Annotated in this window: 13 protein-coding genes and 1 pseudogene; 9 read left to right on the top strand and 5 right to left on the bottom strand. The window is 70.2% G+C overall.

Going from position 1 to position 13,455, the window contains the following annotated elements; genetic code table 11:
* Positions 1-138 precede the first annotated feature (138 nt).
* The 8 genes and pseudogenes from DRB96_RS21300 to DRB96_RS21270 all read left to right on the top strand — a co-directional run bounded on the left by DRB96_RS21300 (position 139) and on the right by DRB96_RS21270 (position 5,554).
* Positions 139-1,230, top strand: a complete 1,092-nt coding sequence (locus tag DRB96_RS21300) for an adenylate/guanylate cyclase domain-containing protein (RefSeq protein ID WP_239517879.1) — start codon at positions 139-141, stop codon at positions 1,228-1,230.
* 26 nt (positions 1,231-1,256) lie between these two features.
* The gene (locus DRB96_RS21295; protein WP_112449891.1) at positions 1,257-2,039 is read left to right on the top strand and encodes an enoyl-CoA hydratase-related protein; all 783 of its coding nucleotides are present in this window, start codon (positions 1,257-1,259) and stop codon (positions 2,037-2,039) included.
* Between the two features lie 105 nt (positions 2,040-2,144).
* Positions 2,145-2,420: pseudogene (locus DRB96_RS21290) on the top strand (diguanylate cyclase); the annotation flags it as partial.
* A 501-nt stretch (positions 2,421-2,921) separates the two neighbouring features.
* Entirely contained in the window at positions 2,922-4,262 is a 1,341-nt protein-coding gene (locus tag DRB96_RS21285; protein WP_112453609.1) for a glycoside hydrolase family 71 protein, read from the top strand.
* Between the two features lie 40 nt (positions 4,263-4,302).
* On the top strand, positions 4,303-4,722 hold the full coding sequence (locus DRB96_RS21280) for a hypothetical protein (protein WP_112449890.1): 420 nt from the start codon (positions 4,303-4,305) through the stop codon (positions 4,720-4,722).
* Between the two features lie 208 nt (positions 4,723-4,930).
* On the top strand, positions 4,931-5,062 hold the full coding sequence (locus DRB96_RS45955; protein WP_275431982.1) for a hypothetical protein: 132 nt from the start codon (positions 4,931-4,933) through the stop codon (positions 5,060-5,062).
* A gap of 27 nt (positions 5,063-5,089) precedes the next feature.
* Positions 5,090-5,251 carry a hypothetical protein gene (locus tag DRB96_RS21275; protein ID WP_162688667.1) on the top strand — a complete coding sequence of 54 codons (162 nt, stop codon included), beginning with the start codon at positions 5,090-5,092 and terminating at the stop codon, positions 5,249-5,251.
* A gap of 30 nt (positions 5,252-5,281) precedes the next feature.
* A complete protein-coding gene (locus DRB96_RS21270) occupies positions 5,282-5,554 on the top strand; it encodes a hypothetical protein (protein WP_112449888.1) in 273 nt (90 codons plus the stop codon).
* 331 nt (positions 5,555-5,885) lie between these two features.
* Here the strand turns inward: DRB96_RS21270 and DRB96_RS21265 are convergent, their stop codons facing one another.
* From DRB96_RS21265 to DRB96_RS21255, 3 genes are all read right to left on the bottom strand, one after another.
* Positions 5,886-6,956 carry a terpene synthase family protein gene (locus DRB96_RS21265; protein WP_112449887.1) on the bottom strand — a complete coding sequence of 357 codons (1,071 nt, stop codon included), beginning with the start codon at positions 6,954-6,956 and terminating at the stop codon, positions 5,886-5,888.
* 28 nt (positions 6,957-6,984) lie between these two features.
* The gene (locus DRB96_RS21260) at positions 6,985-8,010 is read right to left on the bottom strand and encodes a polyprenyl synthetase family protein (RefSeq protein ID WP_162688665.1); all 1,026 of its coding nucleotides are present in this window, start codon (positions 8,008-8,010) and stop codon (positions 6,985-6,987) included.
* Positions 8,011-8,339: 329 nt separating this feature from the next.
* Positions 8,340-9,683, bottom strand: coding sequence for a cytochrome P450 (locus DRB96_RS21255; protein ID WP_162688664.1), 1,344 nt, complete (start codon positions 9,681-9,683; stop codon positions 8,340-8,342).
* A gap of 512 nt (positions 9,684-10,195) precedes the next feature.
* On the opposite strand from DRB96_RS21255, the gene DRB96_RS21250 reads away from it, so the two are divergent.
* Positions 10,196-10,534, top strand: coding sequence for a hypothetical protein (locus DRB96_RS21250; protein WP_112449884.1), 339 nt, complete (start codon positions 10,196-10,198; stop codon positions 10,532-10,534).
* 274 nt (positions 10,535-10,808) lie between these two features.
* Here the strand turns inward: DRB96_RS21250 and DRB96_RS21245 are convergent, their stop codons facing one another.
* Positions 10,809-12,119 carry a terpene synthase family protein gene (locus DRB96_RS21245; protein ID WP_162688663.1) on the bottom strand — a complete coding sequence of 437 codons (1,311 nt, stop codon included), beginning with the start codon at positions 12,117-12,119 and terminating at the stop codon, positions 10,809-10,811.
* 709 nt (positions 12,120-12,828) lie between these two features.
* Positions 12,829-13,086, bottom strand: a complete 258-nt coding sequence (locus tag DRB96_RS21235; protein ID WP_112449882.1) for a hypothetical protein — start codon at positions 13,084-13,086, stop codon at positions 12,829-12,831.
* Between the last annotated feature and the right edge of the window lie 369 nt (positions 13,087-13,455).

Here is a 13,455-nt window from a genome sequence, read left to right as displayed (position 1 = left end):
CGGTGATCAACCGGTTCGGCAGTGCGCACGGATATGGACAGGAGGCGGCCCTTGACCGTCGACGACCCTCAGTCCAACGCGTCCGCCTCCGGGACGGCGGCGGCCGGTGCCGTCGGCTCGGGCGTCCACGCCACCCCGATCGGCCGCGACCAGCACACTCCCCACCACGAGGTCGACCACACGGCCCAGCCGACGGCCGACCCGCTCGCCATCCGCCTGGAGCAGCTGATCCTGGGCGCCGAGCGCCGGTACACCCCCTTCCAGGCCGCCCGCAGCGCCGGTGTCTCGATGGAGCTCGCCTCCCGCTTCTGGCGGGCCATGGGCTTCGCGGACATCGGCCAGGCCAAGGCCCTGACGGAGGCGGACGTACTGGCGCTGCGCCGGCTCGCCGGACTGGTCGAGGCCGGGCTGCTGAGCGAGCCGATGGCGGTGCAGGTGGCGCGGTCCACCGGGCAGACCACGGCGCGGCTCGCGGAGTGGCAGATCGACTCCTTCCTGGAGGGGCTGACGGAGCCGCCGGAGCCGGGAATGACCCGTACGGAGGTCACGTACCCGCTGGTCGAGCTGTTGCTGCCGGAGCTGGAGGAGTTCCTCGTCTACGTGTGGCGCCGCCAGCTGGCGGCCGCGACGGGGCGGGTCGTGCAGGTGGCGGACGACGAGGAGATGGTCGACCGGCGGCTCGCGGTGGGCTTCGCGGACCTGGTGGGCTTCACCCGCCTCACGCGCCGGCTGGAGGAGGAGGAGCTCGGCGAGCTCGTCGAGGCCTTCGAGACCACGGCGGCGGACCTGGTGGCGGCGCACGGCGGCCGGCTGATCAAGACCCTGGGCGACGAGGTGCTGTACTGCGCCGACGACGCGGCCACGGCGGCGGAGATCGCGTTCCGGCTGATAGAGACGATGGGCGCCGATCCGCAGATGCCGGAGCTGCGCGTGGGGATCGCCTTCGGGACCGTGACGACCCGGATGGGCGACGTCTTCGGGACCACGGTGAACCTGGCGAGCAGGCTGACCTCGATAGCGCCGAAGGACGCGGTGCTGGTGGACGGCGCGATGGCCGAGGAGCTCGGCCGGACGGGCGCGGCGCCGGTCTCCGAGAAGGAGGCCGAGGCCGAGGAGGGCGGCGGCGCGTACCGCTTCGCGCTCCAGCCGATGTGGCAGCGCCCGGTGCGCGGCCTCGGCGTGGTGGAGCCCTGGTCGCTGACGCGCCGGAGCCCTAAGATCCCCGGATAACGTTCGTTAACCGGGAGGGTCGCCCTGTGTCTGAGTTCGTGGCTGTACGCCGGCATGAGGGCGGGGTCGCCGAATTGGTCCTGGACCGCCCCAAGGCGATGAACGCGGTGTCCACGGACATGGCGCGGGCCATCGGTTCGGCGTGCGCCTCGCTCGCGGCGGACGCGTCCGTACGGGTCGTCGTGCTCTCCTCCACCGCCGAGCGGGCGTTCTGCGTGGGCGCGGACCTCAAGGAGCGCAACTCGCTGTCGGACGCCGAGCTGGTGCGCCAGCGGCCGACCACGCGCGGCGCGTACGGGGGCGTGCTGGAGCTGCCGATGCCGACGATCGCGGCGGTGCACGGGTTCGCGCTGGGCGGCGGCTTCGAGCTGGCGCTCGCCTGCGACGTCATCGTGGCCGACGAGACCGCGGTGGTGGGACTGCCGGAGGTCTCGGTCGGCGTGATCCCGGGCGGCGGCGGGACGCAGCTGCTGCCGCGGCGGGTGGGTGCGGCCAGGGCCGCGGAGCTGATCTTCACCGCCCGCCGGGTGGAGGCCGCCGAGGCGCTCGCGCTGGGGCTGGTGGACTCGGTGGTCCCGGCGGGTTCGGCCCGCGAGGAGGCCCTCGCCCTGGCCGGGCGGATGGCGGCGAACTCCCCGGTCGGGCTGCGGGCGGCGAAGCGAGCGCTGCGGCTCGGGCACGGGATGGACCTGACGGCCGGGCTGGAGATCGAGGACGCGGCGTGGCGGTCGGCGGCCTTCTCCGGCGACCGGGCGGAGGGCGTGGCGGCGTTCAACGAGAAGCGCACGCCGCGGTGGCCGGGGGTCTGACCGCGGCGCCCGTCCGCGCGGCTTCCGGTCGTGACCGCGAGTGATCTTGGTCGTACCCAAAGTCGCGCCAATTGTCACTAAATCGGACAAACCCCCTAACCTGGTGTGATGGGTGTTGACGGGCGGCTGCGAGCCGTTGTGGGCCTCGCGCAGGCCATGGCGGCCGCGTGCGCGCCGCGGGACAGTGTCCGGGCCGCGGCGCGGGGCGCCCGGCTGGCGATGGACGGGTCGTTCGCCGCGATCTCCGCGTGGGAGCGGGAGCGGGGGCGTCTGCGGGTGCTCGTGAACGAGGGGGAGCGCCGCGCCGGGGAGGAGGAGTTCCCCGAGGACGAGTCGTACCCCGTGCACGACTTCCCGGAGATCACCGAGTTCCTGCACGAGGTACGCCGGTCCCTGGCCCCGGGCGGCTGGTACGTGGCGAACACCCCGGAAGGCCCGCCCCTCCCCCACCTCCGCGGCCAGACCCCCACGGCCGCCTCCGGCTCTCCCGCGTCTGCGCCCTCCCCCGCCACCGCCGCGGCGGACGCCCCCAGCCTCGTCCAGTCCGTCGACTGGCTCGCCATCGCGCCCGTCGTCGTCACCGCCGCCGTCGCCCTGGCCGTCCTGGTCGCGGACCTCTTCCTGCCCGAGGGGCGCAAGCCGCTGCTCGGCTGGATCTCCGTGGCCGGACTGGCCGCCGCGACCGCCACCCTGCTCCCCCTGCTCGCCGGCGACCGGGCCACCTTCTGCCTCACGGGCGAGGTCACCGGACTCGGCATCGGCGCGGGCACGGGCACCCCCGCCCCCGGCGGGCCGAGCCCGGAGGCCACGGGGAAGGGCGAGGACGCCGCCAAGCCCGGTGCGGACGACGGGACGCGCCCCACCGGAGTCCTGCCCTTCGACATGCCGCAGCCCGCGGCCCTGCGCTCCGGCGCGGCGGCCAAGAAGCTGGTCTTCGCCCACTACTTCACGCCGTACCCGCTCTCCCTCGACAACGCGAGCGCCGACTCCGACTACTACACCCGCAACTACCTGGACCCGGACGGCGAGAGCGGCAAGCACCAGCGCTACGGCGGCCTGCTGCGCGACCGGCCCCTGCCCGTCCTGCCCAAGAGCGGCGACTGGGAGCTCGCCAACCTCCAGCAGGAGGTGCGCACCGCCCGCGCCGCCGGCATCGACGGATTCACCCTCGACCTGCTCTCCCTCTCGGGGAAGAACTGGGAGCGATCCAAGCTCCTGATGGCGGCGGCCCGTTCGGTGGACCCGGCCTTCAAGGTCATGCTGATGCCGGACATGACCTCCTTGAAGACCGACGACCCGGCCGTGCTCGCCGACGCCCTCGCCGACCTTGCCGCCGCCCCGGCCGCGCACCGGCTCCCCGACGGACGCCTGGTCGTCTCGCCGTTCAAGGCCGAGGCGAAGAGCCCCGCCTGGTGGAGCCAGGTCATGGACGTCCTGGAGTCCCGGCACGGCGTCCGCACCGCCCTCGTCCCGCTCTTCCTCGACTACGGCGCGAACGGCGAGCGGTTCGCGCCGATCAGCCACGGGTTCTCCGAGTGGGGCAGCCGCAGCTACGTCGGCCAGGACGGTGCCGCGGCCGATGTCCGCAAGGCGCACGGCATGGGCAAGATCTGGATGCAGCCCGTGTCCGTCCAGGACGCCCGCCCCAACCAGGGCATCTACGACGAGGCCGGCAACACCGCCACCCTGCGCACCACGTGGAACCGGGCCATCGAGGACGGCGCCGACTGGGTCCAGCTCACGACCTGGAACGACTACAGCGAGGGCACCCAGTTCGCGCCCTCCCAGCACAACGGCCACGCCTACCTCGACCTGTCCTCGTACTACCTCGCCAAGTTCAAGACGGGCAGCTGGCCGAAGATCGTCCGGGACACGCTGTACCTGACCTCGCGCACCCAGTTCGCCGCCGCCGACCCGACCGGCGACCAGTCCCTGGTGATGTCGCTGCGCAAGGGCAGCGCGGCCTCCCGGGACACGGTGGAGGTGCTCAGCTTCCTGACGCGGCCCGCGAGCGTCCTGCGGACCGTGGGGTCGGCCAAGGGTACGTACGAGGCCCCGGCCGGGGTCCACTCCGAGCTGCTGCCGCTGACCCCGGGGACCAGCTCGGCGACCGTCGTGCGCGACGGGAAGGCCGGGGCGGGCGTACGGCTGCTCTACCCCGCGGACCGCAAGGTCGAGGTCCAGGACCTCCAGTACTACGCCGCCACCAGCGGCCGGGAGTAGGCCGCGTGTCGGAAGTGCATCGTGTGCATAGGGTGTCGGCATGCCACTGGGTCACATGGTCCTCTTGTCCGGTCGTTCGATCCGGCTCACCGAGCTACGGATGTCTTCGACCTACGGGGGGATGCTGGAGGGCTACCCGTGCAAGCGCATCAACGACCTGAAGGTCAGTTGGCTCCAGCGGCAGGCCGAACGCGCGTTTCCCTCCACGCCGGTCCATCTCGTTCCGCCCTCCCGCGAGTACCCGGACGAGACCGCCCGTGCCTTCGGTCCTGTGGAGGTGCTGCCTTCCGTGGCTTGCGTCGGTGTCTTCGACTCCGCGCCGCTCGACCCGTCCACGGACGGTTCCGCCCTCGTCGTCGCCTGGTTCCAGCCGGCACCGGAGGTACCGGCGGGCGAGGACGCCGATCTTGCCCTTCGCAGCATTGACTGGGAGGAACTGGCCCAGGACTACGAGCTGTAGCGACGCGCGCGTGAGATCTCCCCGCTCCATGAGCAGAGATCGTTCATCGCTCAAGATCCACTTTCGCCACGCGACCTGGCAGGGAACCCCCAACAGCACCGACGCGGCGGCGCGTTACCCGGCCCGGGATCTTCACTCTCCGCTCTACCGCGGGCACGCTCCGCGCGTCATAGTGGAGCCAAGGGGAGCCGAACGCGGGGGATGTTTCGTGATCGAGCAGGCGTATGTTCAAGCCGGCGACAAGACCACACCGACGGTCAAGGACATCAGGGCGCGGATCTCGACGGCGGTGGACGCGACGACGGGCACCGCCCTCGAACGCCTCCAGCGCTGGCTGTAGATGCCGGCCGATTCCACGTTCGCGAAGATGTTGGACAGCGACTGCCAGGTGCGCGCCAAGAAGGTCGGCGGTCTGCTGAGCCCTGGGGCAGGAGGGCTGTGCGAGCCCAGCGACCTCTCGGTGGCGCTCGGTGTCCCGGCCAAGTGGACCGCCATCGACAAGGCCGTGAAGGCCGAGCGTGCCGTGTAGGAGTACCCGCCAGCGTTCGTCGCCGGGCGGGTGACCGGCATCGACCACGCGGCCGCCTCGGCGGAGCGCAGCCTGCGCCTGCTCCTCGACTCCCGAGTGCCCCATCAACTCCGCGTCACGGTGGACCCGTCGCTCCTGGACCCGCCCGCCATGGACGAGCTGGACGGCTGCCTCGCGGAACTGGGCGGGACCCCGACGCACCGGCAGACCGTACGCCCTCCGGCGGCGGCCGGTTATCTACACCTGTCAAGTAGCAGTGCAGGTCAGAACGTCGTCACGTCCTCAGCCACATTAGGCACATGATCAGCGGAATCCCGTCGCCCCCTGTGTGTGATATCCCGTGGGTTCAGCTGAGCGTCCGCCCCTCGGATCGACCGTGTTGTGCCAGGAGGCGGCCCCATCGACATAGGCGGCGCGAACGGATCATGACGGTTCCTCGGCATTCCTGAAGAACCGTCATGATCCGCCTGTCATCGTGCGGCTCGGCGAACCACGAGACCACTGTTCATAGCCGTGTTACGGCGAGCACCGGCCGATGGGAGCCCACGGTCTATCGCACGCTGAGACGGCCTGGGGCCCCGGCAGCCGGTGATCGGTTGCGTGGGAGGCGTGACAGGCCATCAGGGTGGGTGTGTCAGGTGTGGCACTGGTCGAGCTGGTCCCACCACCAGGCGATGTTCGGGTAAGGGGGCGGGGCGAGGCCGGGGGCGGACGGCTGCTCGGCGCGGACGGGCGCAGTGGTGGTGCCGGTCTTGTAGCGGGCGGTGGTGTGACACCAGTCGAGGACTCCGCTCAAGGCGTGCCCGAGGTTGTCCAGGTAGGTGCGGGTCGGGGCACTGACGCGGGGCGCGGTCTGTTCGCGCAGGCGCAGGAAGAGAACCATGATGCGGTCGCACAGTTCCACGGCCTGGACGCGGGCCTGCTGCTGACTGCTTCCCGTGGCGTGGGTGAGCACGTTGATGATGTTGTGATCGGTGGGGCCCTCCTTGTGGTGGGAGAACAGGTCTTGGTAGAGGTTCATCAGCACGCCGGCGGCTTGGGTCAGTGCGGTGACGGCTGTGCTCTCGCGTTCCTGCGCGGGGATCTCCTCTCCTCCGCCGCAGATCTCCAGGGTGACCGTCACCGCGCGTGCGGCGCCGACGTACATCCGGACGAACAGGTAGTCGTTGACGCCCGGCAGGCTCTGGTCCCGCGTGCTGTCCAGTTCCAGCGCGACCCCGAGCAGCCATGCGTGGATCGTGTCGACCCACAGGCGGACCTGGGCCGGGGTGGCGCACCGCTCGAGATAGCGGCGCATGTCCAGGAGCAGGGCGACGTGCGGCCCATCGTCGTCGGCTTGGGCGGCGGGCGATTCGACGGCCCTCATCAGGCGCGGAGCAAGCGTGCGGTAGTGGTGTGTGCGCTCCTCGGTCGTACCGGTGTCGAAGAGGTCGTCGACCGAAAAGCCCCAGTAGACGTAGGTGGCGTACAGCAGGAGCAGGTCTTCGGGGGCGCCGGGCATCATGCTGCCGGTGACGCGGGCACTGTCGGTTGCCAGCGCGCTCTCGCGGGGGATACCCGCGTCGCCGAACAGTCGGTGACGCTCGATCCAGTCGAACGCGCGGTTCTGGACCGATGCCGCCTTGGGGTGGAAGGCCCGCTCGATGGGGCAGTAGACGGGTGGCAGCACGGCGCTGGCCGTGTTCTGCGAGCTCTGGTGGGCCATGTGTGTCACGTGTGTCGATTCCCTCGGCTCAGGTTGCACGGGTGCTCGCTGCGGCTGCGAGGCCGAGCAGTACTGCCATGGCGGCGGGGTGGAAGCCGGCGTCGTCCAGTGCGCGGGCCGCCCGGGCATGCTGGTCGGTGATCATCTGCTCAACGGTGGCGACAGCGCCTGTGTCGGTCAGGACGGTGCGGATCTGGTCCGCGCCGTCCTCGTCGAGGTGCGGGTTGCCGAGGTGCTGTTGGAGGACGGCGAGTTGGGCGCTGTCGGCCAGTTGGAGGGCGGTCGCTGTAAGGACGGTGTGCTTGCCCTCACGCAGGTCGTCCAGGGCCGGCTTGCCGGTGCGGGCGGTGCTGCCGAACGCTCCAAGAAGGTCGTCGCGGAGCTGGAATGCCTCACCGAGCGGAAGCGCGTAGGCGGACAGGGTCCGGAGCTGGCCCGGGGTGGCTCCGGCGAGGAGGGCGCCGAGCTGGAGGGGCCGTTCGACGGTGTACTTCGCGGTCTTGTAGAGGATGGCCCGCCGGGCCGCGGCGGCGTCGTCGCTGTGCCGGCCGGTCGCGACCAGATCCAGGTACTGGCCGACAAGGGTCTCGGTGCGCAGCGCGTTCAGCACCGGCCAGACGGCGGCGAGCTGGCCGCTGGGGAGGCCGGGGCTTTGGAGAAGTTCGTAGGACCAGCCCAGGGCCAGGTCGCCGAGCAGGATCGCGGTGCTCACACCCAGGCTCTCCGCATCGGGGCGGCCGGCGTGCAGGGCGGCCAGGGTTCGGTGGGCCGTGGGACGGCCGCGCCGTAAGACTGAGCGGTCCATGATGTCGTCGTGAACCAGCGCGAAGGTGTGGAAGAGCTCGAGGGACGCGGCCATCCGCCACACCAGCGACGGCGCACGCTCCGTGCTGACGGCTTGCCAGCCGGCGACGCACATGGCTGGGCGCAGCCGTTTTCCGCCTGCGGCGAGCTGTTCGCGCAGCAGGCTGGTGAACAGGCCCAGTTCCGGCATCGCCGTCGCGGCAGCTAATCGGTCCTGATCGTCGAAGAACCGGTTCAAAAGGGCGTCCACGGTCTCGCGTACGCTCTCAGGGTCCGGTGAAGCTGCGGTAGCAAGGGGGTCGGACACGGGCACCGTCTGTCTCGAAGCTGGCGGGAATGGCGAGGCGGAGGCGGTCTGTGTTCGGCGTCTCGGCACCAGAAAGCCACACGGCCGCTGACGCGGCAGGAAAACCGCGGCCAAACCACCCCGGCGAGGGACAGTGGGCAGGACGCGTGAGATGGTCGCGCGGCGGCAGGCGCGCTAGCCCCGCAGTCCCTCGAGGCTCCCGACGCCTCCGCATTCGGCTTCGGCCAACGGCCGGAACGAGCGGGTGCGGGTAGGGCCGCGGGTTACCTGGTTCATCGCGGTTGGGCGGTCATGATGAGTCGGTGCGGGGTGAGGGTGCCTCTCGCGAGGAGGCGGGGCGGTGGTCCCGGGGTCGCGGTGAGGCGCCAGCGGGTGCTGATTCCGGCGAGGGCGATGAGGGCTTCGGTGATGCCGTAGACGTCGCCGATGCATTTGCGGGGTCCGCCACCGAAGGGGATCAGGGCACTTGGGTGTTCGCCTGGGCAGCGGTCAGGGATGAAGTGGTCCGGGTCGGGGAAGAAGCGGGCGTCGTGGTGGATCAGGTAGGGGCTGAAGAGCAGGGTGGTGCCCGCCGGGATGGGGTGGCCACCGAGATGCGTGTCGGTGGTGGCGGTGCGGGTGAGGATCCAGGCCGGCGGGTACAGGCGCAGTGATTCGGTGAGGACGCGTCGGGTGTAGTCAAGGCGGGGGATGTCGTTGAGGGTGGGCAGGCGGGGGCCGAGCACCGTGGTGATCTCGGTGTGCATCCGTTCCTGAGCTTGGGGGTGGCGGCCGAGGAGGTGCAGGGTCCAGGACAAGGTGGCCGCGGTGGTCTCGATGCCGGCCATCAGGAAGATGAGGGTCTGGTCGTGGACCTCTTGGCGGGTGAGGCTGTCCTCGCCTTCGCGGACGGCCAGCAGCATCCCCAGGATGCCGGCGGGACGGTCTCCTGTGGCATCCCCGTTCCGGCCTTGGCCGATGAACCGGTCGATGAACTGGTCGATGGCGCTGTGGAGATCCCTTTCGGCCTGGCGATAGCGGCGGTTGCCGGCGGTGGGCAGCTTCTCCCACAGCCCGAGCGATGTGATCCGCCGATAGACCCCCTCGGTGAGGATCGTCAAGGCACGCTGGAACACCATGACGGCCTGGTCGTCGAGGTGGCAGTGGAACAGAGTTCGTGCCGTGATCCGCGCGAACAGCCTGATCATCTCCGTCGAGATGTCGATTGGCCGGCCCACCTCCCACGACCCGGTCAACGAGGCGACTTCGTCGTGCATCACCGGGACGTACGACGCCAGCTGGGAGCGGGTGAAGGCCGGCTGGACCAGAGGGCGCTGCCGCAGGTGCTCCGCCCGCCTGCAGGTGAGCAGCCCGTTGCCCGTGATCTGCCGGCTCTTGTCGAAGAGGCGGCCGCCCTTGTCGAAGGTGGCGGGATCCCGGAGCATCTCGTGTACCAGGTCCGGGCGGCACAGCACGTACGCCCGGACGGGGCCGAGCCGGACCCGCACGAGGTCCCCGTGGCTTGGGAGGGAGGTGAGGAACTTCAGCGGACTGCTGCGCAGTACGGACAGGTGCCCGAGCAGGGGCCACGCGCCGGGCGCGTCCGCCACGCTGCTGGGGTCCTGAGCCGTGGTCATGTGCGTCCCATCGGAGAGGCGATCGCGGTCCAGCGGGCGATCCGGGGCGCCGACGACAGCCGCCACTGCGTGCGGACCGTCGACGGCGGGATCCCACGGCACACCGGGCCGGTGCTGGAGTGGGTAAAGCGGGGAGTGGTTTAGGCACATCGTGCTGCGAAGGCACTCCCGGGTCACATCTGATGCGTGGTGACTCCCGCCTCGCGCAAAACCACGGTAGCGGCCGCAGCGGCGCTCTTGCTGGGGCGTCACTCCATCGGGTGTCTTTGTGCGATATGCCGTTGATTCGCCCGGCTTTTAGAAGCGCTTCGTAGTCACGGATGCGGTCCGTGCGGCGCCAGGAAACTGTCCGACCGCACGCCACTGTCACAAGCGACCATTTCTGCGAAACGGGGGCGGGTCATTCGTTGTGGGGCTGTCCGGGTGGTGGCGGGCGTAACGCGTGGGGCGGGAGTGCATTGTCCCTGGCAGCCTTGCCGTTTCGCAGGGGTTGCCCGCTGTGGGAGGAATCCATGAAGTACGCACGTCTCGGTTCTGCGGTCGCTGCCCTGGCTCTGTCAGCCGGGGCTCTGCTGGGCGGGGCCGCTGGCCCGGCCCAGGCGCTGCAGGGCGACGGGCCCCGGCCGCTGCGGTGCGGTCCGTTCATCGGCAACCACGCCTACTTCCGAGCTACCGACGGTTCGGGGTTGCTGACCGGTGATGCCGAGACCGGCGCGCTGTACCACTGCGGGTCCGAGCTGGGGGTGCCCACCCGGCTGGGGTTCTGTGAGAAGTCGATGGCCGGGGACGGCTACGGACGTGACTACTGCGTGGGCGTGCGCGATGCTCCGTACCCTCCCGACGCGACGTGACGCATGGCCTTTGCCCGCTCGTTGAGAGGAGCGGCGGAGTTCGCCGCTGTTGCCGCCGGTCTGACGCGCGGGCTCCAGCAAGGGCGCCGACGCCGCTGGGGGACACCGCCCCGGCGACCGGTGACCAGCGCCGGGTCCGCGCGTTAGACCGGACAGCCGGGCCACGTCCTCGCCCGGGATCTCGTGGCCCTCGGCACGGAGCTGGGCGACGGCGGCGTCGATGTACAGGGTCGTCCAGAGGACCACGTTCTTCCTGCAGCCGGGCGCCAGGATGTTACAGGACTGATCGGTGGCCCTGGTTGCCTGTGAGGCGCCAGGGGAATGCTGCGGAGGTGCCCAGCCCGGTGGGACGGGGCTCGTATCGCGGGGCCGGGGAGCGTGGTGCCTCGACATCGTAGTGGCGGGTCTGCCGCTCCCACTGCAGATCCCCGGCCATGAACAGCCGGAGTTCCTCGACGTAGGCATCGGCGGCCGACCGGGCCGCAGAGCTCAGGGCAACCTGCTCCAGGCGTGCGGGCAGTTCCTCGTCCGCGATCCGCTCGAACTCCTGAATCCGGTTGGTGACCAGGCGGTTGACGAACGTGATGGCCTGCGACAGGTCGCAGTCGAGGAACTGGGCGAAGACGTGGACGCCGTTGTTCTGGGTGTCCGCGGTGTGCAGTTTCTCAAAGGCGCGGAAAATGTCGTTGCGCAGGGATCCGGCGTCGGCGAAGGCGTCGGCGAGGGCGCGCAGGGGCCGTGACTCGAAGAAGGCACGCGGCAGATGGTGTGCGTGAGCAGATTGGGCGAGGGCAAGGGCGAGGTCGGTACCGCTGCTCAGGCGGCGCATCTCGATGTAGTCGACCGGGTCCGGGGTGTGGCCGGCGGCGAGGTTGGAGACCTCCCACACCCAGCTGTGGCCGATCGCCAGGACACGGCCGGCGAACCATGCGCGCCAATGGAGCGGTAGCGCCGAAGCGGTGCGCTGCCACAGCTCGCACAGCCCCTTCTCCGCAGGATTTCGCGGCGTGGTCCCACGCCCGTCGGCCAGCAGGCAGCACGCGAGCCGTTGGACGAACCGGCGGGCACCCTTGACGTCCCGGGTCTTTTTGAAGGTCGTCAAGAAGTGGTCGTCGACGTGGTCAATCCATGTGTACCAGGTCGTCAGAAGTTCGAGGCGCTGCTGGGATGCGTCGGGGTGCGCGTGCCCGGCGAAGGACACGAAGTCGGCTGCTGCGTCGGTGTCGAAGGTGGCGGCGTCCCAGGGGTCGACTGCCGGGGTGTGCCGGTCCTGATGCAGCATCCCCATACGGCGCGCCCATCGCTTGCCGAACGACAGCGCAGCCTGGGCGTGGGGGTTCGTGCGGGCCCGGTACGGCATGTAGAAACTCGGAAGCTCCCAAGGGTTCCGCGAGGTGCCCACCGCGTTCTGCGAGCCATACGGATGGTTCGTCGTACCCGGCTTGAGCGTGGCGGGTCGCGCGGAGGAAATCCCCAGTCCCGAGGGGCCGCGCAACAGGTGCCTTAGCTCTTCGCCGTTTGCGTGGTGGCTGGAGTGCAGGTGCCATTCACGGTCACCGACCTGCCAGTTCCTCAGCGCGTCCACGTACGCGCGGATCTCGTCGCGGCCAGAGGCACTCAGGCGGCGCTCCGAGTCATCGGCCAGGGGTGTCTCACCCTCCGCTGCCGACCTTTTCCTTACTAGGTCACGCATACTGCCGAGCTACCCATCGCGGACCACCAGTATGTCGACCACGCCAAGCACGGCGGAAAACCCCAAGCCCAAAGCGGTGAGAGCGGTGAGAGAACGCCGCATCACGCAGGGGGACTTCTTCGAACGTGAGCACGGCCAGTCTGCGGCGCGTCCCGCACCGCCATCGATGCCGGATCACCCTGGAGCCGATACGCCCCGGCGACCACACCCGGTGGCATCCGACGCCGCCTGGAAGAAGCACGCGCGGACACGAGCGGGCTGCGCTCCACCAGGGCGTGACCGTACGACGCGGCCAGGGTTACACGCTGCGCGTCACCGCCGTACCCGCAGTCCGCCGCCGACTCCTCGCCCGCTGCCAGCCCCTCGACGGCACTCATGGCACCCCGGCGATCCCGGCACAGAGCAAGGCCCGCGCGAGTACGAGACCCGCGTCAGCGCACTTCCGGCTGCCAGCCTGCGTTGAGCGGATCGAGCACTACACCAGCAAAGATCAAGTGCTGGCGGCTCTTGGGCTTACCTCGGCGCTACCCCAACCCGGAACTGTTCGATCACCACCGGGACGGCTGTGACAGCCCGGTGCGGACGCTTCGCCGGGGAGCCGTCAGCCCAGGAGCTGGAGGAGTTCTTCCGGCTGGGCTTCCTTGCTGTGGGAGTAGGCGCCCTTCTTGCCGGATTCCTCGAACATCATCGAGGTCTTGTCGAACGCCTGGTTGTGGTCATCGTCGTCCCCGGGCGAGACGGACTGCTGGACGGGAGCGGCGGCCTGCGCGGGCGTGGCAGCCTGGACCGCGCCGGACAGGGACAGTACGCATGCCGCGGCGAGAGCGGTGATGGTCAGCGGGCGGATGAAGGTCTCCACGGTCGGACTCCCTTTCGGTGATGAGGGGATGGCCCCGAGTCGATCTGTCCCGGCCTGCGCGCACGGGCCGATGCCGGCGGGACTCCAGGAAGGTCGGCTGACGTGCGCAAAAAGGGGGGATCGCGTGTGATCAACGCGCTGCCGCCCAAGACGTTACGCCCAGCTCGGCGGCCGGAAAGGGACTTAGCCCCTACGGCGCCTGGCGGTGGTCGAGAGGACCACCGGCATCAGCAACTCCATCGCTAGGACAGCAACATCCTCCCGCACGCCCGTCTTGTCGGCGACAGCCTTGGGCACATCTCCGATCTTGGAGAGTTCTCCTGGCGTCAAGTCACCTCCCAGACCACCGAGGTCGGGCGCACCAGTTGG

The organism is Streptomyces sp. ICC1 (genome assembly GCF_003287935.1).
In the GTDB taxonomy this organism is placed as follows: Bacteria; Actinomycetota; Actinomycetes; order Streptomycetales; family Streptomycetaceae; genus Streptomyces; species Streptomyces tritrimontium.
The sequence above is the reverse complement of the archived record's forward strand: the minus strand, read 5'-3'. Positions and strand labels throughout refer to the sequence as shown.

Bases quoted from the DNA above. Each gene is read 5' to 3' on its own strand.
- DRB96_RS21275 (WP_162688667.1), top strand. From the start codon at position 5,090: ATGTTGGACAGCGACTGCCAGGTGCGCGCCAAGAAGGTCGGCGGTCTG.
- DRB96_RS21255 (WP_162688664.1), bottom strand. From the start codon at position 9,683: ATGACCACGGCTCAGGACCCCAGCAGCGTGGCGGACGCGCCCGGCGCG.
- DRB96_RS21285 (WP_112453609.1), top strand. From the start codon at position 2,922: ATGCCGCAGCCCGCGGCCCTGCGCTCCGGCGCGGCGGCCAAGAAGCTG.
- DRB96_RS21265 (WP_112449887.1), bottom strand. From the start codon at position 6,956: ATGGCCCACCAGAGCTCGCAGAACACGGCCAGCGCCGTGCTGCCACCC.
- DRB96_RS21280 (WP_112449890.1), top strand. From the start codon at position 4,303: ATGCCACTGGGTCACATGGTCCTCTTGTCCGGTCGTTCGATCCGGCTC.
- DRB96_RS21250 (WP_112449884.1), top strand. From the start codon at position 10,196: ATGAAGTACGCACGTCTCGGTTCTGCGGTCGCTGCCCTGGCTCTGTCA.